At 44.2% G+C, this 23,423-nt stretch carries 19 protein-coding genes; 9 read left to right on the forward strand and 10 right to left on the reverse strand.

The genetic code is table 11. The features are described 5' to 3' along the window. Positions 1-103 precede the first annotated feature (103 nt). Together AC55NX_RS19010 and AC55NX_RS19015 are read right to left on the reverse strand one after the other, a co-directional pair. A complete protein-coding gene (locus tag AC55NX_RS19010) occupies positions 104-1,453 on the reverse strand; it encodes a restriction endonuclease subunit S (RefSeq protein ID WP_496997162.1) in 1,350 nt (449 codons plus the stop codon). Continuing rightward, positions 1,450-3,903, reverse strand: a complete 2,454-nt coding sequence (locus tag AC55NX_RS19015; RefSeq protein ID WP_496997163.1) for a type I restriction-modification system subunit M — start codon at positions 3,901-3,903, stop codon at positions 1,450-1,452. Before AC55NX_RS19015 ends, AC55NX_RS19010 begins: the two co-directional genes overlap by 4 nt. 427 nt (positions 3,904-4,330) lie before the next feature. On the opposite strand from AC55NX_RS19015, the gene AC55NX_RS19020 reads away from it, so the two are divergent. The 7 genes from AC55NX_RS19020 to AC55NX_RS19050 all read left to right on the forward strand — a co-directional run bounded on the left by AC55NX_RS19020 (position 4,331) and on the right by AC55NX_RS19050 (position 12,603). Then, complete coding sequence (locus AC55NX_RS19020; RefSeq protein ID WP_496997164.1) at positions 4,331-6,946, forward strand: MIX and LysM peptidoglycan-binding domain-containing protein; 2,616 nt, start codon at positions 4,331-4,333, stop codon at positions 6,944-6,946. A gap of 18 nt (positions 6,947-6,964) precedes the next feature. Next, positions 6,965-7,309 carry a hypothetical protein gene (locus AC55NX_RS19025; RefSeq protein ID WP_496997165.1) on the forward strand — a complete coding sequence of 115 codons (345 nt, stop codon included), beginning with the start codon at positions 6,965-6,967 and terminating at the stop codon, positions 7,307-7,309. Next, positions 7,302-7,634 (forward strand): hypothetical protein, encoded by a 333-nt coding sequence (locus AC55NX_RS19030; protein WP_496997166.1) that lies wholly within the window; start codon positions 7,302-7,304, stop codon positions 7,632-7,634. The genes AC55NX_RS19025 and AC55NX_RS19030 overlap by 8 nt, the downstream gene beginning before the upstream one ends. Before the next feature lie 236 nt (positions 7,635-7,870). After that, the gene (locus AC55NX_RS19035; protein WP_496997167.1) at positions 7,871-8,749 is read left to right on the forward strand and encodes a HEPN domain-containing protein; all 879 of its coding nucleotides are present in this window, start codon (positions 7,871-7,873) and stop codon (positions 8,747-8,749) included. 394 nt (positions 8,750-9,143) lie between these two features. After that, positions 9,144-10,346: a hypothetical protein gene (locus AC55NX_RS19040; RefSeq protein WP_496997168.1), complete on the forward strand. Its 1,203-nt coding sequence runs from the start codon at positions 9,144-9,146 to the stop codon at positions 10,344-10,346. Continuing rightward, positions 10,343-10,786 carry a three component ABC system middle component gene (locus AC55NX_RS19045; RefSeq protein WP_496997169.1) on the forward strand — a complete coding sequence of 148 codons (444 nt, stop codon included), beginning with the start codon at positions 10,343-10,345 and terminating at the stop codon, positions 10,784-10,786. Before AC55NX_RS19040 ends, AC55NX_RS19045 begins: the two co-directional genes overlap by 4 nt. Beyond that, complete coding sequence (locus AC55NX_RS19050) at positions 10,783-12,603, forward strand: DUF3732 domain-containing protein (RefSeq protein ID WP_476486964.1); 1,821 nt, start codon at positions 10,783-10,785, stop codon at positions 12,601-12,603. Before AC55NX_RS19045 ends, AC55NX_RS19050 begins: the two co-directional genes overlap by 4 nt. 206 nt (positions 12,604-12,809) lie before the next feature. Here AC55NX_RS19050 and alsE read toward each other — a convergent pair whose 3' ends face one another. The 8 genes from alsE to AC55NX_RS19090 all read right to left on the reverse strand — a co-directional run bounded on the left by alsE (position 12,810) and on the right by AC55NX_RS19090 (position 18,975). Next, positions 12,810-13,502: a D-allulose 6-phosphate 3-epimerase gene (gene alsE / locus AC55NX_RS19055; RefSeq protein ID WP_496997170.1), complete on the reverse strand. Its 693-nt coding sequence runs from the start codon at positions 13,500-13,502 to the stop codon at positions 12,810-12,812. 181 nt (positions 13,503-13,683) lie between these two features. Next, the gene (locus AC55NX_RS19060; protein ID WP_496997171.1) at positions 13,684-14,787 is read right to left on the reverse strand and encodes a PTS fructose transporter subunit IIC; all 1,104 of its coding nucleotides are present in this window, start codon (positions 14,785-14,787) and stop codon (positions 13,684-13,686) included. Between the two features lie 56 nt (positions 14,788-14,843). Beyond that, the gene (locus AC55NX_RS19065; RefSeq protein WP_476486962.1) at positions 14,844-15,167 is read right to left on the reverse strand and encodes a PTS fructose transporter subunit IIB; all 324 of its coding nucleotides are present in this window, start codon (positions 15,165-15,167) and stop codon (positions 14,844-14,846) included. Between the two features lie 68 nt (positions 15,168-15,235). Further along, a complete protein-coding gene (locus AC55NX_RS19070) occupies positions 15,236-15,703 on the reverse strand; it encodes a PTS sugar transporter subunit IIA (RefSeq protein WP_496997172.1) in 468 nt (155 codons plus the stop codon). Between the two features lie 341 nt (positions 15,704-16,044). After that, complete coding sequence (locus AC55NX_RS19075) at positions 16,045-16,500, reverse strand: PTS sugar transporter subunit IIA (protein ID WP_496997173.1); 456 nt, start codon at positions 16,498-16,500, stop codon at positions 16,045-16,047. Between the two features lie 23 nt (positions 16,501-16,523). Further along, positions 16,524-18,113, reverse strand: coding sequence for a BglG family transcription antiterminator (locus AC55NX_RS19080; RefSeq protein ID WP_496997174.1), 1,590 nt, complete (start codon positions 18,111-18,113; stop codon positions 16,524-16,526). A 390-nt stretch (positions 18,114-18,503) separates the two neighbouring features. Next, the gene (locus AC55NX_RS19085) at positions 18,504-18,668 is read right to left on the reverse strand and encodes a hypothetical protein (RefSeq protein ID WP_496997175.1); all 165 of its coding nucleotides are present in this window, start codon (positions 18,666-18,668) and stop codon (positions 18,504-18,506) included. A 70-nt stretch (positions 18,669-18,738) separates the two neighbouring features. Continuing rightward, entirely contained in the window at positions 18,739-18,975 is a 237-nt protein-coding gene (locus tag AC55NX_RS19090; RefSeq protein ID WP_496997176.1) for a hypothetical protein, read from the reverse strand. A 106-nt stretch (positions 18,976-19,081) separates the two neighbouring features. Between AC55NX_RS19090 and AC55NX_RS19095 the strand changes: the two genes are divergently transcribed. Both AC55NX_RS19095 and AC55NX_RS19100 read left to right on the forward strand, forming a co-directional pair. Next, positions 19,082-20,215 (forward strand): exonuclease SbcCD subunit D, encoded by a 1,134-nt coding sequence (locus tag AC55NX_RS19095; protein WP_496997177.1) that lies wholly within the window; start codon positions 19,082-19,084, stop codon positions 20,213-20,215. Between the two features lie 9 nt (positions 20,216-20,224). After that, positions 20,225-23,263 carry an AAA family ATPase gene (locus AC55NX_RS19100; protein ID WP_496997178.1) on the forward strand — a complete coding sequence of 1,013 codons (3,039 nt, stop codon included), beginning with the start codon at positions 20,225-20,227 and terminating at the stop codon, positions 23,261-23,263. The last annotated feature ends 160 nt before the right edge of the window (positions 23,264-23,423 follow it).

Below are 23,423 nucleotides of genomic sequence, written 5' to 3' on the forward strand. Positions count from 1 at the left end.
TAAGGGCGCTGGTATTCAGGGATGGTCAGCGCCGGCGTTAATAATAACTGTCCGACACTTATTACCATTTTATCCAGCGCAACATCTTCCCTGACAGCATTCATCAGTCATAGACCTCCACCGGCAACCGTGTTTTCCCGGTCAGCAGTTCCTGCATCATGCCCTGTTTAATCTGACGGGTTTTAGCTAAGCGCTGCTCAAGTGCCTGAATTTCTGCGTCCATATCGGAGAGAATATTGGCGATAGCGGTTTGTTCTTCATTATTAACGGGAAGTGAAACTTGAAAGCTAGACATATCCTTATTTGTGATCTGATTAATAGTTGCTCCCATTATTTCATTGATCTGGTTCTGAATAATATTTGACTGGAACTGATAAAAAATGAACTTGGATGTCGCCGCATTAACTCTATAAATAGACATGAAAGCACCAAAGGCAAAACCAGCCGCTTTCTCATCAATTAATGCGCATTTTCCGATTAAATTTCTACTACCATTTCGAACACAGATTAAAACGTCATTCTCTTTAACTATTACTCGATTAGGTAACTCCATATCAACATAAACATTATTTTCATATGAAAGTTGATTATTTTGAATGTTAGAAGAACGCAGAACTAATGTACCAAAGTCTGAAACATCTTTAGGGCTATACGTTAGTCCTATGATCGTATCGCCAATTTCACTAAGCTTAACAACCTCCCAATCCTCCGGTATTTCCCCTAACTCGCTGGATTTCATTCCTTTGGCTTGACCTTTATGCTCGCCGTCGGTGTAAGTGGAGAACAGTGGCAGGCGGGTCTTGCCAGTGAGTAACTGCTGCATGGTGGCGGTTTTGATCGCCTGTTTTTTGGTAATCAGTTGTTCCAGTTCGCTCAGCAGCGCATCCATATCGGAGAGAATATTGGCGATGGCGGTTTGTTCTTTTTCTGGAGGGAAAGGGATGGATATATTCTTTATGATTTGTCCACTTAAATTTTCCTGCCCCCCTGAGTTACTTAAATCTCTAATATCATCGTACATGCTATTAAGAATTTGTAACATATAACTACTTTGGCAATTATTCTTTAAAGAAATCGCTGCACATGCTTGATTTATAGATGCATCAATTGATAAAACACCGACCTTTCCTCTTGTTTTCCCTTGTCCATACATAGCCATCAATATGGTACCTATACTACAAATCTTTGCAGCTGAACTTTCTAACCCTTTCTTTGTAATAAATTCGTTAGCATATGTGATGTATCCACCATCGATCAAAGTTGTAGTAACCCATGGAATGTCGCCCCCCCAATATTCTGAGATTTTACGATTAGGCGTACCTCCCGAGGAAATAACAGCTATATCGCCAATACTTTTTACGTCCCAATCCTCAGGAATCACTCCAACTTCGGTTTGCTTATAGCCTTGTGGCACAGTCTGTTTTTCTGTTGCTATTACTGCCGCCTCACTCATAGCGCCCACTCCAGTCCCATGGCTTTGAGATGATTGGCCACCTTATCACTGAGCTCTACCACAGATTGGGTCAAGGTTGGCAGTGGCGTGCTATAGCGCTGTTCCAATTCTTTCACGCGATGGGCCAGTTGCTGGGTAACGCGCTCAATTTCCGCCTGAATATTGGTTTGCAAAGTGGCTAACCATTTATCATCGACAATCAGGGTTTTGACCTCATCAAGGGACAAGGTTGGGTAATGGTTAAAGACCGCCAGATCTAACACCTCTTGTGCCTCTTTTACTGCTTTTTTAGCGTTTGCTTCCGCATTAAATAGTTTGGTCGCTTGTTTCAGGGCGTTAAGCTCTTCGGCCTCGGTCGCTCCTTTAGCGCGAGCGGCGACACTAGCTTTGGTGATTTTATCTTTGTCATTCATGGCATCCGCCAGCAGACCGTCTTCACCGCCATGCTCTTCGAGATAGCTTTCTAAGGCTTGAGTGGCGGCATCTTGTTTGGCTTGCAGTTCGTTGATATTGGCCTGCTTATCCGCATAGTAACGCGCCACAATCAGCGTAGGCGGAATGATTTCGGCTTTATACTTTTGTTTGTTGATCACCAGATCCGGCGTTTCTTTGAGTTTCTCGCCTTTCTTCACTTTCAACTCACGCAGTAGGTTGCCTGCTTGCCAACCATCTTGCACCAGCACATACACATCGTCTTGCATCACGTCCGCCCAGTAATCCATCAGGATCTGGAAAATATCGTATTTACTGAGCAGATCGCTGTTGGCATAAGCGGTTAACAGAGCATCAGAAAGCTCGAAAATCAGCTCTTTCGGGCTGTCGCCTTTGCCAATTTCTTTCAGTGCTGCCTGTTTCAGCCACTGCTTGAACGGTAACAAACTGCGAGTAGCAAACGTTTTAAATTCAGGATGCTCAAGAATGGTGGCCTTCACCTGACTTTCTGCCACCAGTGGCTGGCTGTAACCGTCACGCAGCGGTGCAAACAAGGTCTCACGCAGTGATGGGAACACACGCCAGAAATCACCAAGGGCATCGACATCACGGTTCGGAATGCCACCTTGCAGGTGCGCCGTTAAATCATGCAGATCTTCTGGTTCGGAAGAGTCGATATAACGGGGAATATTGAGGTTGTAGTCGTTTTCAGCAATTTCCGACATTGGCACTAAGCGGCTGTAACGATCAATCTCCAGACCATTATTAAACACTTCCACCACTTTGTAGATATCCTGACTGCGCAGCCGGTTTTTATTGCCGTCTTTCATAAAGCCTTTGCTGGCATCAATCATAAAGATCGGGCGCCCTTCCACTTGACCATCGGCCGTGGTAGAAGCTTTTCTGGCGTACTCTTTATCAATCACGATAATGCAGGCCGGAATACCTGTGCCATAAAACAGGTTAGCCGGCAGACCGATAATGCCTTTGATATAACCTTGTTTGATCAGGTTTTCACGAATATTGGCTTCGGCATTGCCCCGGAACAATACGCCATGCGGCAGGATCACCGCCCCTTTCCCGGTACTTTTCAAACTGGTCAGAATATGCAGCAGGAAGGTATAGTCACCGTTTTTCGCCGGTGGAATCCCCCAGGTAAAACGACCATACAAATCTTCATTCGGGTTTAAGCCACTGGTCCAGTTTTTATTGGAGAACGGTGGGTTAGCCACCGCAAAATCGAACGTTTTGAGCTTATTGGGGGCGTCTTTCCAGTGTGGTTCCGATAAGGTGTTGCCTTTGAAAATATTGGCAGTTTCGCAGCTGTGTAAAATCACGTTCATCCGCGCTAATGCACTGGTCGCATTATCCATTTCCTGACCGTAAAGGGACAGGCCACGTTGCGACTGGTCATTGACTTTCAGTAACAGCGAGCCGGAACCACAGGTCGGGTCGTACACAGTAGCATCCTGCGGGGTCTCTTTGGTGATGCCAACCACGCTCGCAACAATGCGGGATACTTCCGACGGTGTGTAGAACTGACCTTTCGACTTACCGGATTCGGTGGCAAAGTGACGCATCAGGTATTCATATGCATCCCCCAGCAAATCGTCTCCATCGGCGCGGTTACCGGATAAGTCCAGCCCTTCAAAAATACCCACCAGTTTGGTCAGACGATCGACCATCTCTTTGCCTTTACCGAGTTTATCTTCGTCATTAAAATCAGCGACGTCGATCACCCCTTTAAGATCATTCTCTTCCGCAATTTTACCAATAATGTGTTTGTTTATTTTTTCGCCAATATTTTTATCCCCTTTGAGGGCAACCAAATCATCAAAACTGGCGCCTTGAGGGATGACGATCATGCCGTAGGGATCGCCCTTAAACTTATCACTCACGTATTTAATAAACAGCATTGTTAACACGTAATCTTTGTACTGACTGGCATCCATACCACCGCGCAATTCATCGCAGCTCGCCCAAAGAGAGGAATAAAGTTCGTTTTTCTTAATGGCCATTCTATTTAAAACCTTAGGTATATACCTGAAATGGATTGGAACATTACCGTTGTATGGTATTGCAGCCGGTCACTTTTATGAGCGACCCAAAGGTGCATTTCGCTAAATTAGATAATTTTGACTCAATCAGCAAGAATAGACAGCAGAGTCTGATTCAAATGACCATTTTTACTGAATAAACTGCCAATTGAAAGCCTCTATTTGGCAGAAACAACAGCGTATTCAGGCTCCAAGGTACATCAATCCCTCCAGATCGAATCAGGAAAACAAAAGAGTGATGAAAATATAAACGGTTTTTCCTTACCCCGAGAAAAACGGCAGAGCTTGCAAAAAAAAACAATCTCAACCATTCATTACCTGATCCATCTTTGTCTATTTTCTGTATTATATGCACCCCATTTAATTGCAACCCAACAAAATAATAACAATGAGTTACAACGTCGTTCGTCTTTCCGATCTAATGGCTTATGAATTTGGTCAGGTCGAAGGTGATTTTGATTCCCTCAGAGAGTCCGATTTAAAAACAGCGCTTCCCGCCGGAATGAGTTTCAGACAATTGCAGGCCGAGTTAAAAAGCGGTGAGCTGGTTTTACTGCACGATACCCCGTCAGAGCCGCTGATGATCCCGGCTCAGGATGAAATGAACCACCAGAGCTGGCAAATCAATCCACTCGTAGCCGATCAACTGGAGCCACTGGCACAAAAAGCTTATCTGGAACGCGTTGCGCTATCAGAGAAAGGTGCCGGGAGTCATGCTGCCGGAGGAGGTTCCGGTAGTAGCTATTCAGGGAGTCTGCATCCGGCTCAGCCGATGCCGCCTTATGTTCCTGAGCCGACCATCCCGGATAATGCCGATCAGGTTCCTGCTTCGAAATATGAATATATGCTGGAAATCGCCTGCTCGGATGAATCCCGCCTGTCGATGCTCCGTTATGGCTTTGTGCTACAGGGTAAAAAAGCAGAAGTGAAAACCGGGCCACAACAGAAAGACCGGACGGAACACGGCACCCGTTATGTGTACCGCGCAGCCTATAACGAGCAGAAAAGGCTCTATGCTTTCAGTGACAGCGCACCGCTTGGCGTCAGTCTGCCTGATCCGGTACGGGTAAAACCCATTGGTTCAGCGATGGTTCGTGATGCCTATATTCCTATCCAGCCTGCAGTGCAGGTCGGCGGACGGCTTGGTTTTCCGGCATCCGGGTATCTGTATCATTTCCGGGATAACAAATTGGTTCAGGAATTTTATCTGCCGGAAGATGGTGAAGGCCTGTTTTATGCCACACTTTCCCGTGAAGGGGTGCTGAACACCGCAAGAGGCTGTCCGTGCAGTCATCGGGCTTTGCTGGTGTTCTGGAAGATAAACGGAGTGGAGATCAACCATCAGTCACTGGTGTATCTGAAGCAGCCCATCACCTTGGAGCAACTGAACAATCTGGATGACACCATTGCACAGCATGGGATCCGTCTGGATATCCGTGCCCTGCTGGATGCAACCCGTCAACCGGTCATGAGCCGGGAGTCGGCTGAACAGAAACAAGTGCAGCCCGAGGAGCCGACCACCCACACGGTGCAGCGTGCTCCGGGAAGTAACAAGCGAGAATCGTGGCCGGAGATCGCCCAACAATACGGACTCAGTGCTAAAGAATTGCTGAATCTGAATCCCGCTTATCACGCAGACCCGATGGCATTGAAAATCGGGGATGTGCTGAATATCAGAGCGGAGCAAGAAAGCGCCGTCGTGCCGGAACGGATCAGTGCGATGCCGCCCCAATCCCCGCAGGATTACAATCAGCCGCTCAATAGCTGGTATCGCTATCAGGAAAAATATCTCACCGACACTCAGGTAATCGCAATTCATGATCAAAGTCTGGTCACGGCAGATATTCCGCTGGTGCGTATTACCGATGAACCTGTTGCTTTTGATTTGGGCTTTTCTATGGTTGAAAAGCATCAGTCTCAGGCCAGCTTGTGGAACGATTTACTTGCGGATGAAACCGCTCCGCAAGTGCGCTCAATGCTGCAACAACTGAACGGTCATCTGAATGACCCGGTTCGCCCCGGAGAGCTGGTGATACTCGCCAGTCAGGCGCCGCAATCAGACCAAGAAAAACAAAAACTCAAGGTATTACAGGAAGAGGCGAAAATCGCCAGCGAAGCCATTGGTGAACTATCGGATGAACAGGCCGAACTGAATCACCGTTACTTTGAAACGCTGGATTGCAAAGTCTGTGAAGCGTTCGAGCAAGGCGCACCGAGTGACGCCTTTGCATGGAGCAGCGCCGCAACGGGAACCTTAGCCCCGGCAATGCAGAAACATCTGGAAAACGTGGCTACAACCCTGCAAAAGCTGGATGGCTTGTATATACGTTTCTTAGGCAAACATATCGGTCGGGACGCATTTATCCAACAACGTCAGGCATTAACCGGCCTGCTCGACTCACAACTGGATAAACTCACCCAGAAAACACTGAGCCTCCCCGTCAATACCGGATTGAAAGAAAAGCTCGGCATTCATTCAACCAAATCACTCATTCACCATGCGGATGAAATTCTGGAAGGCGGACGCGTACCGGAGCTTGGCAGACATCTCGCAAATACATCAAAATGGGTGAAATACGCAGAAAACGCAGGCAAAGTGTCCATCGGACTGAGCATTGCCAGTGCCACCTATTCAGTCACTCAGCAATGTGAAGCCGGTGGATTGAGTGACTGTGCAAGGGCAACTACTGTTGAAACTGGTGGTGTAATTGGTGGCTGGGCTGGTGGTTATATCGGAGCAATCGTCGGAGGAACGATTGTTACCGTATTAAGTATTTCTTCCGCTCCTGCTATTTTATTGGTTGTTGGTAGTTCAGCATTAGGAGCTGGTATATACGGCGCCGGTGAAGGGAAAATAATCTTTAATGAGCTTTACGATTTAATTGGACTTAATGAGTTATTTGATAGTATTGAAGAGAAAGTAGAGTCTCGTATACCTCAAGAAGTTGAAGAATATATCAATAAAAACAGGTTTAACCATTTTAAAATTCCCAATAGTTTATAGGTAGTGGTGATACATTTTATGTATGAAATTATTTTAAGATATATAGCGATTTTTGGGCTTGTCTGGGGAATTGTATTTTTCGTCTGTATGATGCGTTACAGTTTCGGAGATAGGGAGCGTATTTACCAGTTAATTCGTAAGCTAGCAAAAGATCCACAATGGTATTTCAATAAAGATAGTGTCATGTTTGTTTTGATTTCAGGCATGAGTGCTGGAGGTGTCTTTGCTATATATTCTATTCTCTATCCTTTTATCGTTCATCGTTCCATCAAGCGTGGTTATAAGATGGATGTGATGATGTGGCTGCACTGGTTGTGGTGGCTCACTATTATTTTCGTGCGGATCCGTGCCAGTTATGTATGAAGTTCTTTTGCGTTGTGTCGGCCTCTATGGAATGGTATGGATGATCGTCATATTTATCTGTAGCTTACGTTACAGTTTTGGTGATAGGGAACATATTCAGGTATTGGTTCGCAAACTAGCAAAAGACCCTTGTTGGTATTTGGAAGACCGGGGTTTTCTCGTAATTTCAGGAATGAGTGCTGCGGGTATATTTTTCATGTATACGATGATCTACCCACTTATTTTTCATCGTTCTATCAAACGTGGTTATAAAATGGATCTGATGATGTGGCTACATTGGTTATGGTGGGTATGCTTTTTATTCCCGTGGTCTTACGTAGTGTAGTTGTACAAAATATCAGCGCAATATATCCCACAAGCATTAGAAAAGTATGATTTTTCCTGAATTGTGTCGCAAAGTGACCCTGCGTATATCGTCACCGCCACCCAAATCGCTCACGATACCGACATCAATTCACAGCCGGGTATCACTATGACAAAACCGAAAATCATCAACAAAAACAACACTGCTCGATGTGGTAACGGTTTGTTTTGCCCCCGGCTCGTAGTAGGATAACCGCGATGAAAACAGCACTCGATCACCTCCCGGAGCGGAAACAACAAGAACTTCACACCATCACCACCGTATTACGCGATACGCTGGATGATTTTCTGCGCAACAAAAATGGCAGCAAGGCTGAGTTTCGGATCCTTAAAATTATCCTGTTTGGCAGCCATGCCAAAGGCACCTGGGTCAGTGACCGCCCCAACGGTTATATCAGCGACTACGATATTCTGGTGATCGTCAACCGCTCGTCATTGGTCGAAGAGTACGCGGTGTGGCACAGTGCCGAAGAGCAGATTGCGCGTCGGGTCACCTCTGCCCCGCTTGGCTTGATCGTCCACACACTCAATGAAGTCCATCAGCAGCTCCAGCAAGGTCACTACTTCTTTAAAGATATTCGAGAACAGGGCATTGAACTGTTCAGCGCCGATAAGCGGGAACTGCCCATGCCGGGGAATTTAAGTGAGTCAGAGCGAGTGGCAGTTGCAACCAAACATTTTCAGCACTGGTTTAAAAGTGCAGAGTCATATTTTCTAGGCTACGGCGATTATACTCGGCGACAAGATTATGCAGTTGCTGCATTCATGCTCCATCAGACTACAGAACGCCTGTTCGCCTGCACCCTATTGGTGTGTACCAACTATCTGCCCAAAACCCACAATATTGAAAGCCTGCGCTCGATGTGCGCCCAGCAAGACCCGGCCTTTGCCGAGCTATTCCCGATGGAAAACAAGTTCCACCGCCGCAGCTTCCAGCGCCTCAAACGCGCCTACATCGATGCCCGCTATTCCGAACATTACGAAATCACCGCAGAAGAGCTGACGTATTTACAAAGTGAAGTAGATAAATTACGGGAGATGACGGAACGGGGTTGTCGGGGGAAGATAGCACCCTAGTTGCTTTGTAGTAGTCAACTCAAATTGTAGTGATCAACTCAAATTGGACTGAGGTGCTTGGGTCTAGAGACTTGGGACAATGAGGGCTAGCCACTGAATATCTTCGGTAAACGGATGAACAGCCGTCAGGATACAGCAACGGTACTTGTTAAGCTCGCAGAATCTATCATTCCACACAGCGGATTGAAAATGATGTCACTGAGAGGGTATCGAGCGCTTAAAGTGGCGATTTTTAGTCGGGGTAACGACAACACTTTGTTGATAGAACTCAGCTTTTATAGATTTTTTTATAGGTAATATGCATCTTTGATAGTATGTTTAAAGTGATTATATTTTTGCACAGAGAGTGTGATAGATATACTCACCCCTATAAATAGACGCTGTTGAGGCTTTGATGTCAGATGATTTTTTTGAACAGGTAGCCGCTGATAAAAGTCAGCTGGGTTTCGACTACCAAGATCTTGTATGTCTCGAATATCTCATTGATATGAAAAAAGGAGAAATTGTTGGCCTTGAAGTTTTAGATGATGTGCATCACGAGAAAATTCACGGTGGAAAAGCCTTAATCCAAGTTAAGCATTCTGTTGATGATGCTGAATCTGTAACAAATAGAGACTTAGACCTATGGAAAACCCTTTACAACTGGAGCAAGGCTCTTGAACAAATTTCAGGTGAGGATATTCAACTTATCTTTTTCACAAATAAAAAGAAAACGATGAGAGCAGGTTTTGTTGATCAGTTAGATAAAACTGACATTGATTTATTTAAAATCGAACATACGATCACCTTAATCAAGAATGATATAGATAAAAAAGAATTTACTAAAAATGAAAGTGCAGCTGAAAACCCTGTTAAAAAATACGTTGATCATATTTACAGTTTGACACCAAAACAAAAAGACACACTATTTAGCAAAATTACCTTTGTATTCTCTATTAATGATATTTTTGAAAGACTGAGAAATAAAGTTGAGTACTTCTCAATTGATAAAAATAAGTCATTAGATGTTGTTTATCAACTTATTGGTGTCTATAGAAAAAAGAAATACGAATTAATCAAAGATGGAAATAAAATAAACATTGACTTTGATATGTTTAGAAAAGAATTTCAATTCGACCGAATTATTAAACTATCTCAAGACAGAAAAATTGATTTTTCGAGCTATCATAGGTTTAAAAATATAAATAATATAAACCCTAGAGATGGAGTATTTGCCAAACAGTTAGAAGATATAAACATAGATAGTGATGATATTATTGAATATGCAATGGAATATGCCGCTACTTCTATGTTCATTCAGAAAATCATTTCTGAAGGAGAGTTTAGTACGACAGAAGATGAAGCGGTCAATGAAGAATTATATTCATCTTGGCGAACTCTGCATAAACAGAATTATAACGGAAAAGATATTAGTAATGAGCAAAATCACAAGGCTCTTGCTAGAAATTGTTTGTATAGTTTGGAAGGTACAAATTTGGTTGTATCTAACTCCGTCTTAGCGAAGCCGATGGTGATAGGAAAAGGTATGGAGTTATCTGATTTTCGTTGGATTGGTTGGCGAAAAGATTGGGAAAAAATCTACGGTGGAACTAAATGAATAGTGTGTTAAATAATGAAGCTACTGGGTTGTTAGCAATACAATCAGTACTGTCTTATCTTGGTTCATTAAATGTAGCTAATGCATACTTAGTAATCCCTTTGGTTTTTGATAAAAAAATAAGAAATTATCTAAAGCGAAAAAGCACATCCGTTCTATCTGCACAAGAATTAATAACTTCGAAAAGTGATTATTTCATTGGATTTAATGAAAAGTTCACTGACTATTTAATAATAACAACAAATGCAATTCTAATGGGAAAAGAGCTTGGTTTTTTTTCTATTGAAGATGGCACTCTGACATACACAAACCATACAGATAGCTTGGATGAATATTTAGGAAAAAAAGTTAATGAAATTATTTTAGCATCAAAAAATTTATCAAAAATTCTAACTATAGCACCTGAAGAATTATACTCTTTATTGAGATTAAAAATATGACCATTCAAATAAAAAACATATTAATCTGGCAAAAAAGTGGTAAACTCCGTAATCTTGAACTTTATCCTAACTCAGTAAATGTTATTACAGGTGAGTCAGGTAAAGGTAAATCATCAATTCTTCACATTATTGACTACTGCTTGCTATCTTCAAAGGCGGACGGTATATCCAAGCATAATATTGACGAAAAATCCTCTTGGTATGGGCTTAGATTACAGACACGTGATGGTGATATAACTATTGCGAGGCCTGCCTACCATATAGGTGAAACTACGGAAGGATATTTTTCAGATCAAGGCCTAATTCCAGAAATTCCATATAATAATATGAAAGTTGATACTCTAAAAAAAGTGCTAGATAAGTCTTTCGGCTTGGATGGTGAACTGAAAGTCCCTTATGGGGGCAGAACCATAAAGGCAGGTTCTAAAGTATCATTTCGTAGTTTTTTGAGCTATTGCTATCAAGATCAAAATGCTCTTGTTGCACCAGGTTATTTATATAACAAACCTGAAGATCTAAAAACGATAGAACGTATTGAGCGAACATTTCGTATGGCGTTAGGTGTTGTTGATAGCGAAGGTGCGATAATAACTGAACGCCTTGAGAAGCTCAAAAGGAACCGATTAAGCTTAGAGCAACGCTCTGAAGTGATGCAGAATAAGCAGCTTCATTTTCAAGAAGATGTAGAGCAACTAGAACAGGAAGCAATTTCACTTGGGCTTCTCGACAAACCTAGTGAATACATTAAAGATACTCTAAGCAGTTTAAAGTCGATAGCCGAATCAAATATTGAAGAATTTAGCAAAGCGGATATCCAACTCAAAGACCTTGAGTCTAAACAGCTAGAGTTAAATCGGAAATTACAACAGTTTAAACGGTTCAATGAAGATTTTAGCAAGTACCAATCTCTTCTAAAGGAAAGTGATGATTCCATCCTTCCAATTAAATACATTCTCGATAGGTATCGAGAGACACTTCCGGGCACTAACACAAGCGCTCTCTTGCTTGCGTTAGAAGAACAATTATCAGCTGTAAAAGATAGTTGGAAGACAAGAAAGAAATCACCGTTATATGTTGATGTAAACTCCAAAGCTAAAGCTTTGCAGAAAGAATTGGACGATCTAAAGGCAAAGATTAGCAAGCTTAAGTCTACTAACAAGTCGCTATCTTCTCCTAAAGATATATATAGGTATCAAGGAAAGTTATCTGTGAAAGTAGAGCTTTTCTCGGAACGTTCGATTCCGATTGATTACAAAGAAAAGCTTTCCGAAATTGACAAAAAAATTGAAGATTTAAGTGGTCATGTTCAAAATATCGAGTCTAAGCGTGAATTTGTTATGGGTAAACTCAACAAATACATCAACCTGCATTTAAGTCGACTGAAACTCAAAGGGTATGAAAATAGCCAAGCTGTATTTTTAGAGAAAGAGCGTGCGATTAATCTAGTTCTCAATGAAGGAGAAGCTATCGAGAAGATGATTGATATCGGTAGTGCATCTAATTACTTATACTTACATTTGTCTTACTTCATGGCGCTGCATAAAGTAGCAAGAGAGAACTCAGTCCCTTGGCTTGCACATTTCTTAGTTTTTGATCAGGTAAGCACTCCCTATACGTTAGAAAACGAGGATGATATCGCAAGTCTAGATCTAGCATTGAGGGAGATTAATATGTACGTAGAAGAAATGAAAGATAAGGGAGGTATTCAGGTCATTTTGATGGAACACATTCATGAAGCGCATTGGCTCAACTTAAAGCTTTCGAACTTTAAACTTGTTGATCGTGAACTGGTTGATGACTATGGGTTGATTAACTAGATATCTGATTTTAATTATAGATGGTAGGCAGTTCTATCTGCTTGCCATTTTTTCGTAATGAGTTAACTAAATTCGGTGATTAATCGCCATACACATCCTGCGGAAATAGAAATTCGCCGTGTCAATGATAATAGCGCCCAATAAAAAATCAGTCCGGGCTGTGTGTTCATCGCCCCACAGCCCGGCCACTACTGACTTGAACCAAACTAACGAAACGTTTCCCCCGTCGCTTGTTCAAACTCAGCCACCATTTGGAACCATGAACTTTCAATATTATCCGTCAAATTGAATAGCCCACTGCGCCCGATCACGTAAATATCGGGTTTAACAGCATGGATCACTTGCCAGTGCTCTTTATTGGTTGAGCCATCCATTTCAATCAGATAATGGTAGTCATGCGCGTCACGCAACTGTCTTAACTCGGTAATTTTGTCGAGCATCTTGACCAAGAATCGTTGCCCGGCAAATCCCGGGTCAACGGTCATGATGGTGACTTTATCAAGCAGATCGATATACGGCAGAATCGCGCTCACCGGCGTCTCGGGGTTTAACACCACACCGGCCTTGAGCCCGGCAGCATGGATTTGGTCAATCAGACGAAAGGCGGTGCCATTGGTGTTTTCTGCCGGCATACAGATGAATTCACACTGAATATTGATCAGTTGCTTCACCCAGAATGTCGGGTCAGTAACCATCAAATGGGCGGACATCGGTTTATTGCTCAGTTTACGGGTCTGTTCAATAAACCACGGCGATAAACTTAAGTTCGGGACAAAATGCCCATCCATAATATCAATATGAAATGAATCAACGTGATCGTTTAAAAAAGTAATCTGCTCTTTAAATTGATCAAGGTCCATAGTCATTAACGATGGAGAAATATGTATATGTTCACTCATATTTTCAAATTCCGTTCTTTGATGAAAAGATAGATCAAATAGCAATAACAAACCCTCACCATTAAATAACGAGGCGAAATTTATATAATTCACGCCATTATTTATATGGATAATTTAAATATTTAAGACTGAGTCTATTTAAATCGCTATGTTATTCATTGCTATTTTACAAAGAGAACGTTTAGTTAATTTTAATATCATCTAAATTGAGGTCTTCCTCTTCGCCATTATCTGCGATGGCATCAATCGGGACATCTTTTTTAATCAGCGCATAAACCGTACCGGTCACGAGAATATTGACGACTAATGCCATCAATCCGGCCATCGGGTTCGACATGGTGGGCAGCATAAAAATTCCCCCGAAAGGGACAGTCGCATCAGCGCCATACACCAGAGTAATCGCACCACCACAGGCACCACCAATCGCTGCCGCAGTAATCCCGCGGGCAATATCATTCATCACGACCGGTATTGCCCCTTCAACAATATTGACAATCCCCATCGGAACAGCAGATTTGAGGGTTTCGATTTCCTCATAGTTATAAATATTTTTACGCAGCAGTTTGGCAATAAAATAAGCAAGGCCAAAACCAACCGGCGTTGCTGTATTAACCAGCTGGAGGGCTGTAATCGGTTCATTAATCCCCTGAGCTTGGAGCGTTAATACAAATGCAAAACATGTTTTATTAATCGGTCCGCCAAAGTCAATAATACACAATGCACCAATCACTGCACCTAACACCAAATTCGATGACGTACTCATACTTTTTAAGAAAGAGGTCAGCATCTCGGTAAAAACGCCCACGGGGGTACCGATGATATAGACCATTATCAGGCCGCTAATCACCGATGCAAAGAAGGGCACAATCAAAGTCGGCATTAATCCCTTCGCCCAATTGGGCACCTTGACATGTTTAATGATGGCAAGCGCCAGATAACCGGAAATATAACCACCGAGAATACCACCGATGAACCCCGCAGAAATTGCATTAGCAGTAAGGCCGACGACAAAACCCGGAGCGATACCCGGTTTACCGGCGATGGAGCCAGAAATTCCGCAGGCAATCACAACCGGCAACAGACCGAGCGCCTTGGCGCCGATGGTGGCAAGTACACCCCACACATCAAATTGCCCGGGAACCAATGTGTCTTGAACGGTACCGCCCAGCGATAAACCGATGGAAATAATAAAACCAGCACCGCAAACAATGGGAATTAAAAATGATATAGCGGTGAGCAGATGCCCTTTCGGATTGGCTGCTTTCCATATTTCTTTCATGCTCATATATAGCACCTTCTATTTCATGTTGGATGTAATGGATAAATCAATCGATGTTATTTTTATTGTGCTTGACTACTTAAGACGATTTCTTGTAGTTTTTCTATCAGTTTATTGGGTGACTTCACCGCCATTTCTGTCGGCACTTTGACGACTTTTTTCCCGGCGAATCGTTCTTCTCCGGAGACCTGAACATCAGCCGCCAGTAAAACAATGTCGGCTTGGGCAATTTCCTCTTCTGTTAATGCATTCTCAATCCCAATCGTGCCCTGCGTTTCAATTTTTGCATGATGGCCCGCTTTCTGGGCTGCGATTTCAATCTTTTTCTGTGCAATATAGGTATGTGCAATCCCTACAGTACAGGCTGAAATACCAACAATATTCATAATCACCCTCGATAATTCATTCAGTTTTTTATTTCTGCGATGAGAAATAAAATTAGTGGACATTCAATTTAAGCATTCACTTCATGTTGTGTATTAAAAATTTCAATCATATTTTCCGGATCATTTTCTGCCAGTAGTTGCGCGATAATCTCCTCGTCGGCTAATGCGCTTGAAACTTGTGTTAATAACCGAATATGCATCGTGTCTTGGTCCTCTAAACGCACAGCAAATAAAATGACGCAACGAATATCACTCCCGTCCATGGTTTCCCAAGGAATTTCATGCTGAGTGCGTCCGATAGCCAGTGTGGTATGAGTGACCGCCGAGGATTTGCCATGCGGGATCGCGACATGGTTTTCAAATCCGGTTGAACTTTGCGCTTCACGTAGCCAGACATCCCGAAGAAACTGCGCTTTGTCGCTGACAGAGCCATCCTGCACTAATAAATCGGTTAATTCTTCAATGGCCTCTTCTTTAGTTCTGGCGAGCATATTTAATTTGATATGTTTCGCCTTCAGCACTGTCGAAATATCCATAAACCACCTTTGTTAATATTGAATAAAAATTGAGAAACAGTTTGTGCATCACTGACCGGATGCCACTGTCTGTCATAAGAGCTTTCTTTAATGCATTTACTTTAATAACAGGCTCAATATCCCACCGAATCACCCTGCCCTGCCCCAAATAAATCATCAAATAAAATAGAATTCGCCGCTCAACCTATCTCTTTTATTATTATTCGCCGACCATCTATGATAATAACGATAAGAAAAATCCCCCCGGGTCACAATACTAAATAGTGTCCATCACTCAGGACAATTAATGAACACTGAAAAGATGAGAAAATAAAAGCATACAGACTCATTTTATCGGTGACTCACGACGGTTGATTCAACATTGCTATGATATTTTGAGGTTCATTTTCTGCGAGTAATTGCGTGATGATGTCCTCATCTGCCAATGCATATGAAACCTGTGTTAATAAACGAACATGAGTCGTATTGGGCGCATCCGAACAAATTGCATATAAAATAATGCAACGAATATCGCTGCCATCCTTAACTTGCCAATCAATGCCCTGCGGGGTACGCCCAATCGCCAACGCGGTTTGGCTGACCGCCGAAGATGTGCCATGCGGCAGAGCGATATGATTTTCAAATCCGGTTGTTCCTTGCGCCTCACGTTGCCAGACATCCCGAAGAAACTGGGCTTTGTCGCTCACACAGCCATCTTGCACCAATAAATCGATTAATTCTTCAATGGCTTCCTGCTTGGTTCTAGCACTCATATTTAATTTGATATGTTGCGCCTGCAGCACTAATGAAATATCCATAAACCACCTTGGTTAACATTGAATCAAGCTTGAGTCACCGTATATGCATCACTGGCTTGCTGTAGTTTCTCTGTGATGAGCTTTTCAGTAATCCGTTGGATATCGGCATCATTCAAAAATGCGGTGACATAGACGACGGGCGTTTCAATCTCTGGCACATGAATCGTAGAAATAATCAGATCGGGTCGCATCTGCTGATTCACACTTTGAACATTACTGGCTGGCACCGCAGCAACGATCTCCCAATCGGGAAATGCACGCAGAATCCGGCTTTTCAGCAAATGGGATGTGCCGATTCCTGTCGAACAAACCAGCAAGACACGCTTGTGGGTGATCTGGCGTTCAATCGCTGCCTGAAAATGGACAGCCAGATAGCCAACTTCATCATCAGAAACTTTGTGTTGAATACCTTTCTGTTGCCCCTCTTTTGACTGAATACTACGGAGCAAAACATGTTCTATCGCAATCCGGGTTAAGTGATAGACATCCACCAGTTCATTTTTAATATCATCCAGCAAGGGGTTACGAATATTAATCTGATAATGCAGTCGATTCATCAGTGGCCGGATATGCACGACCAAGCCATCATACAATTGACTATCCTGACTCAGATCGATATTGATGAGCTGTGAAAAGCTCTTCACTAAATCTGATGTAAGCTCACGCGCTTCATCACTAAATAATTCTGAATGCAACAAGTTGCTATTATGATTTTCAACGACTAATACACCTGATGAAATAATGTACTGATAAATAAACCACACTTCATCATTTGGTAATGGTAAGGCAATGTATTGCTCAATTTTTTCTACCATGGTCTCGGCCACAAGAAACACCGGGTCTTCCAGTGGCTGGCGGGATATATGCTCGGGATTATCGAGTAAATTCCCTCTGGTGCGCCGATGCATCATAATCAAAATATGGGTAAATAGATTGATGTAATACGCTTCGCCTAATGGGTAGGCCAGTTCTTGTTCCATATCCTGCAACAGCACCTGAACAAAGGCGACTTCGTCGTGACCGAAATACTGTACCAGTGCTTTATAGCTCCCTGAATCCAGTCTTGAATGGTTGACGAGACCGAGGTCCTGATGGTTCACTAACCCGTTAATCAAAGCGGCCATTGCCTGACGGACATTATTTTCATTCCCTTGAATCCGGGTACCGCTTTGACTGCGAATCAACTGCAACCCAAGGGGAGTTATCCAGTCTTCAATAATTCTTAAATCATTGACGACAGAGGCATTGCTGATATAAAAACGTTCTGACAGCTTATTGATTGACGTTTCTTTGGGGGTCTCACTCAATAACCAGGACACAATTTTTATCCGACGGGCGTGTCCCATCATGCTGTCTGAATCTTCATTTTCACCATTGAGCTGTAGTTCTAATTGCAAGAGGTCAGCGGTATTGTTGGCCAGCAGTAAGACGCCTGCCCCGACTTTTTTATCCACCTGAACGTTCGAACCCGCTAAGTAATCCTCAATCATATTCAGATCACGCTGGATAGTTTTTTTCGAGACATCGAATTGTTCTGCCAAATTAAATAAGGTGACATACTCTCGCTGTTGGAGCAGAAAACGCAATAATTTATGTTGTCGTGAGGTAATCATTTTTAATTTTTACCTTTGGTTACCGGTCAATGATTCATCGTTCAATATTTTCTATTTCGTCGTCTGTTTTGGTTTCGGAGCGGTGGATACTCTGTAAGTTTCAAGATAAGAAAGTTTTGATAAGGTCACAATACTAAATAGTGTCCATAGCTCAGGACAATCGATGAACACTAAAAGATACAACAATCAACATAAGATACTGATTAAAATAAATAATCCAGCAAATGCAGCACATCAGACAAAATTCAAAAAAACGACCCAAACATGATATCGGTTCGCCTTTTCGGTTCATCGTATCTGGCCGCTATGGGTTATGACTTGCTGAACGAACCGGTTCGAATGTTAGCCATATGCATCACCAGACATTCGTTAGTAAGAAATTGATCAAAGTTACAGCAAAAAAGTGCTGCCCACCCTAAAATATTCGACTAAAATCACACGCTTAATATGCTGCTGTACCGCTGCATAAACCGGGAAAGACAGATGCGTAAAAATAATCGGCAACAGCGTAGAAGAAGTCAGGCGCTGCCACGATGGTCTTTGATTTTTTTTCATAGTTTGATTTACCTGATTCTGAGTCATTCAATTACATTTATATTCATGAATACATGACGATAGACCATGATTAATCCCCTTTATAATCAGGATTTTGGACAAAGAAGGTCACGTCGCTGGCGGTAATCGGAACGAATTTTCCAGGTTTTCCGGGTTTCACCGGTTGGGACATCGGCTTGGGATCATAAGCAGATGCTTCAGGGCCGAAGGTAATACTCTGCAACATGCTGTATTCACTGCCGAAGCCTTCATGAATATGTCCGTCAACAAGGAAGATAAATGGATACTCAGCAGTCTTACTATTCAACGATGACCCGACACATTCCCTTTGCAGTTCAGCTCGGATAAGCTAGTCTTTGATCTTCCGGACTTATCGATGCCGCTCTGGCTCACGAATCAAGAAATCAACACCAATGAAATTTATCCATACTTCAGACTGGCACCTTGGCCGCCAGTTTCACAGCGTTTCACTGATTGCCGATCAACGCGCCGTGTTAGCACAATTGGTCGCTTTTATTGAAGACAACCCGGTTGATGCGGTGGTTGTTGCCGGTGATATTTATGATCGCTCCGTGCCGCCGACGGTGGCAATCGAACTATTGAATCAGGTCATCAAGCAGATTTGCGGCACCCTCAATACACCGATGATTCTCATCCCGGGCAATCACGACGGTGCAGAACGGCTCGGCTTCGGGGCAGAGCAGATGAAAAACGCCGGCTTGCACATTATCAGTGATTTTGACCAAATGCTGGAGCCGGTTATCCTTGAGAGTCCATCTGCCGGTGAGGTCGCCTTCTATGGCATTCCTTACAGTGATCCTGAAACCGTTCGGGCCGCGTTTCATACTTCAGTCTCTACACACGATGAAGCCCATCAGTTACTGACCCGGAAAGTTCGCGAGCACGCTTCTCCCACCCAAAAACAGGTGCTGATCAGTCACTGTTTTGTCGATGGGGCAATTGAGTCCGAGTCCGAAAGACCACTTTCGATCGGGGGCTCAGATCGGGTCAGTCATGAACATTTTATCGATTTCGACTATGTCGCCCTCGGCCATTTGCATCAGCCTCAGCAAAAAGGTGCGGCGCACATTCGCTATTCCGGCTCTTTAATGAAGTACAGCTTCAGCGAGCAACATCACAAGAAAGGATTCACACTGGTCGAATTGAATCACGACGGATTTGTCTCTGCCGAACGGGTCGAACTCACCGCACCGCATGAAATGCGGATCCTTGAAGGCGAACTAAACACCATTCTCGAACAGGGCAAAACCGATCCACAGCATCACGATTATTTGCTGGTGCGGCTGACAGATAAACACGCCATTCTCAATCCGATGGAAAAACTCCGCACCGTCTACCCCAATGTGCTGCATTTGGAAAAACCGGGGATGTTAATTGGTATTGAGCAAGCCATGGCTCCTGCCAGACTGGCCCGCAGTGAGATCGACATGTTCCGCGATTTCTTCGTTGAAGTGCAAGATAACGAATTATCGGCAGAACAAGATCGCGCTATCAGCGACATCATCAACCAACTGACCCGGCAGTAAGAGACATCCATGACACCATTACAACTGACCATGCAGGCCTTTGGCCCGTTTGCCAATACCGAACAGATTGATTTTACCCATCTGGGGCAGCATCCGCTGTTTCTGATCAATGGCCCGACCGGTTCCGGTAAGACATCGATTCTGGATGCAATCTGCTTTGCCCTGTATGACAAAACTACCGGTAATGAACGTCAGAGCGTTCAAATGCGCAGTGATCTCGCCAGCGCCGATACCCCGACAGAAGTCACCCTGACTTTTGCCCTGCACGATCAAGTCTACCGGGTCACCCGCAGCCCGGAGCAACCCGTTCCGAAAAGCCGTGGCGAAGGGACAACCACTCGCAAGCATAGCGCAGCGCTGTATAACATAACCGACGGAGAAAAACTGATCACCGCCAAAACCGCGCAGGTGAAAACGGAAGTGACAACTTTGATTGGTCTCAACGAAACGCAGTTTCGTCAGGTGATGGTTTTGCCTCAAGGTCAGTTCCGCGAGCTGTTACTGGCCAGCTCTAAAGATCGGGAAGCCATTTTCGGTCAACTGTTTCAAACCGATATTTATAAAAAAATCGAATTTGCACTCAAAGATAAAGCCAGTGATATCAGTCAGGCTAAAAACGAATTCGATAACCAGATCCGCGGCGCTTTACAAGTGGCAGGTGCCACCTCTGAACAGGCACTCGACGAGCAACAAACGGCGCTTGCCCAACAGCTCGAAGCGGCTCGTCATCAAGAACAGAACGCGCTGTCTGCACTCAATCAGATCAAATCCGAAATTCAAAAAGCGCAAGCGCTCAATCAGGATTTTGACCGCTTCAGTCACGCGCAATCGGCACTCAGTACCCATCTCGAACAAAGTCCGCACATAACTGCACGGCAACAACAACTGGAGACCGCACGCAATGCGGCTAAAATCCAACTACCTCATATCAATTGGAGCAATGCCGTCAAGCAGGTAGACGAGTTTCAACAGAAAATTATCACGCAAGAAAAAGCACACCGCGCCGCGCAGGCTGAACAGCACAACAAGCAAACTGCACTCGATGCAGCGACTGAACAAGCCAAACAGATTCCTGAACTGACGAAAACGGTCTATCAGTTAGAAAGTCTCAAAACCAAACTCGCGGAAAAACAGGCTCTCGAAGATAAAATCGCGGAAAATATCACCCAAAAGCAGAACCTTGAGAAAACCCAGACTCAATATCTTGCTCATAAAGAAAAACTGCGCCACGAAGCGGAGCAAGCCCGGCAAGCATTCGAGAAAGCACAAGCTGAACTCGCTGAAAAGCCCGTAATTGAAGCAGAAATTGCCCGAATGCAGCGCTTAGCCACTGATCTCACTCAACTTGAAAGCCTGAGAAAACAGTATCAGCAGGCAGTGGAACAGACGCCGCAAAAGACCGCTGCCATTCAGCAGGCAAAGCAGAGTTTTGAAGCGGCACAACAACAAGCTGACCGGTTAGAAATGCAGTGGCACAGTGCACAGGCGGCCATTCTGGCCAGAAAACTTCATCCCGGTGAGGCGTGTCCGGTCTGTGGCAGTTGTGAGCACCCTTCTCCTGCGGTCTTGACCGATACTGAAGTCACCAAAGCACAAATCCGCCAAGCCCGCACTGAACAGCAGCAGGCATGGCAGCACTATCATCAGCTTTCCGCTCAACTCGAGCAGCACCAGACCTTGATCAGCCAGACCGAGCAGCGCTTGAATGAGTTAACCACGCAGCTCGGTGAGCAAGCCTCAATCCAGCCGGTGCAGCTCCAACAAGATTTACAAGTCAAACATCAGCGACTGCAATATTTATCTACCCTCAATCTGGAACAAATGACGCAAGCCGTTACAACACTTAATCAACGCTGTGAAGACGGTGAAACGAAACTGGCCGAACTCCATCAACAAATCATCACTAACGATTCACGGCTGAGTACCAATCAGGAGCAACTACGTCAGCTCAGTGAATCAATCGACCCCAAGCGTGACAGTGTCACCAAGATGAATCAAGAAATCACCACAACACAGCAACAGATCGACACTCTCAATCAAGCATTGACCACGGCACAGACTGAACTACAACAAGCGACACTGGCTTGTTCGAACCTCAACAGTCAGCTCATCACCAATCAGGAGTTACTCCAGCAGGCACAAACGCGCTTGACAGCGGCAGAAGCCGAATGGCGTCAAGCGCTGGCAGCCAGCCATTTCCGCGATGAGCAACACTATCTCGCCAGTCTGTGCACTGAGCAGGAAATCCAGCAATGGCAGCAAGAGCTGGATGAATTCAAACAGACCCAAACCCGTCTGGAACAGACGCTGGCTGACTTAACCGCAGCCTTGAAAGATGCCCAAAGACCGGATCTGGAAGCGCTGAATATAACCCTGACTCAGGCACAACAAACCTATACCAATGCCCGTCAGCAGCTTGATACGATCTACTCAACGTTCGAACGCTTGGAAAAAGTGCGTCACGATATTGCTCAACTGCACGAGCAAAACGCCAAACTGGAAAAAGAGTATCAGGTTTACGGCACCCTCTATGACGTCGCCAGCGGTAAAACCGGCAGCCGGATCAGCCTGCACCGCTTCGTATTAGGGGTTTTACTCGATGACGTTCTGATTCAGGCTTCTCAACGGCTGAGTTTAATGAGCAAAGGGCGTTATACGCTGGTGCGGAAAACCGAAGGATTCAAAGGCATCGCCGGTCGCGGTCTTGATCTGGTGGTGGAAGATGGTTACACCGGTAAAAACCGCGATGTGGCAACACTATCCGGTGGTGAGTCTTTTATGGCAGCACTGGCGCTCGCTTTAGGTTTATCTGATGTGGTTCAGTCATACAGTGGTGGTATCCGGCTGGAAACCTTATTTATTGATGAAGGCTTTGGTAGCTTAGATCCGGAATCGCTTGATCTGGCGATCCAGACGCTGGTTGATCTGCAACAAACCGGGCGAATGATCGGTATCATCTCCCACGTTGCAGATCTGAAAGAGCAAATGGCATTGCGGATTGATGTCGTGCCTTCACTGACCGGATCAACAGTTAAATTGCATCGTTAAGCGCTGGGGGAAACATCAGCCGAGTCATGATTGCATGATTGCCCTAATGGTACATTTGAGTGTCATTAGGGTTCACTGATACACCTTCATGCTTGCATACGCATGGTAGATACACGCCCTAACGGTTCTTTATTTTTCGGTCGAAAGAGGGCAATACTTC

The sequence above is a fragment of the Vibrio rubrogenes genome, assembly GCF_059641415.1.

What these genes read in the sequence shown, in the direction of transcription:
- AC55NX_RS19020 (WP_496997164.1), top strand. Translation starts at nt 4,331, where the DNA reads ATGAGTTACAACGTCGTTCGTCTTTCCGATCTAATGGCTTATGAATTT.
- AC55NX_RS19070 (WP_496997172.1), bottom strand. Translation starts at nt 15,703, where the DNA reads ATGGATATTTCGACAGTGCTGAAGGCGAAACATATCAAATTAAATATG.
- AC55NX_RS19065 (WP_476486962.1), bottom strand. Translation starts at nt 15,167, where the DNA reads ATGAATATTGTTGGTATTTCAGCCTGTACTGTAGGGATTGCACATACC.
- AC55NX_RS19035 (WP_496997167.1), top strand. Translation starts at nt 7,871, where the DNA reads ATGAAAACAGCACTCGATCACCTCCCGGAGCGGAAACAACAAGAACTT.
- AC55NX_RS19095 (WP_496997177.1), top strand. Translation starts at nt 19,082, where the DNA reads ATGAAATTTATCCATACTTCAGACTGGCACCTTGGCCGCCAGTTTCAC.
- alsE (WP_496997170.1), bottom strand. Translation starts at nt 13,502, where the DNA reads ATGAGTGAACATATACATATTTCTCCATCGTTAATGACTATGGACCTT.
- AC55NX_RS19085 (WP_496997175.1), bottom strand. Translation starts at nt 18,668, where the DNA reads ATGAAAAAAAATCAAAGACCATCGTGGCAGCGCCTGACTTCTTCTACG.
- AC55NX_RS19045 (WP_496997169.1), top strand. Translation starts at nt 10,343, where the DNA reads ATGAATAGTGTGTTAAATAATGAAGCTACTGGGTTGTTAGCAATACAA.
- AC55NX_RS19075 (WP_496997173.1), bottom strand. Translation starts at nt 16,500, where the DNA reads ATGGATATTTCATTAGTGCTGCAGGCGCAACATATCAAATTAAATATG.
- AC55NX_RS19080 (WP_496997174.1), bottom strand. Translation starts at nt 18,113, where the DNA reads ATGATTACCTCACGACAACATAAATTATTGCGTTTTCTGCTCCAACAG.
- AC55NX_RS19040 (WP_496997168.1), top strand. Translation starts at nt 9,144, where the DNA reads ATGTCAGATGATTTTTTTGAACAGGTAGCCGCTGATAAAAGTCAGCTG.
- AC55NX_RS19030 (WP_496997166.1), top strand. Translation starts at nt 7,302, where the DNA reads ATGTATGAAGTTCTTTTGCGTTGTGTCGGCCTCTATGGAATGGTATGG.
- AC55NX_RS19010 (WP_496997162.1), bottom strand. Translation starts at nt 1,453, where the DNA reads ATGAGTGAGGCGGCAGTAATAGCAACAGAAAAACAGACTGTGCCACAA.
- AC55NX_RS19050 (WP_476486964.1), top strand. Translation starts at nt 10,783, where the DNA reads ATGACCATTCAAATAAAAAACATATTAATCTGGCAAAAAAGTGGTAAA.
- AC55NX_RS19100 (WP_496997178.1), top strand. Translation starts at nt 20,225, where the DNA reads ATGACACCATTACAACTGACCATGCAGGCCTTTGGCCCGTTTGCCAAT.
- AC55NX_RS19025 (WP_496997165.1), top strand. Translation starts at nt 6,965, where the DNA reads ATGTATGAAATTATTTTAAGATATATAGCGATTTTTGGGCTTGTCTGG.
- AC55NX_RS19060 (WP_496997171.1), bottom strand. Translation starts at nt 14,787, where the DNA reads ATGAGCATGAAAGAAATATGGAAAGCAGCCAATCCGAAAGGGCATCTG.
- AC55NX_RS19015 (WP_496997163.1), bottom strand. Translation starts at nt 3,903, where the DNA reads ATGGCCATTAAGAAAAACGAACTTTATTCCTCTCTTTGGGCGAGCTGC.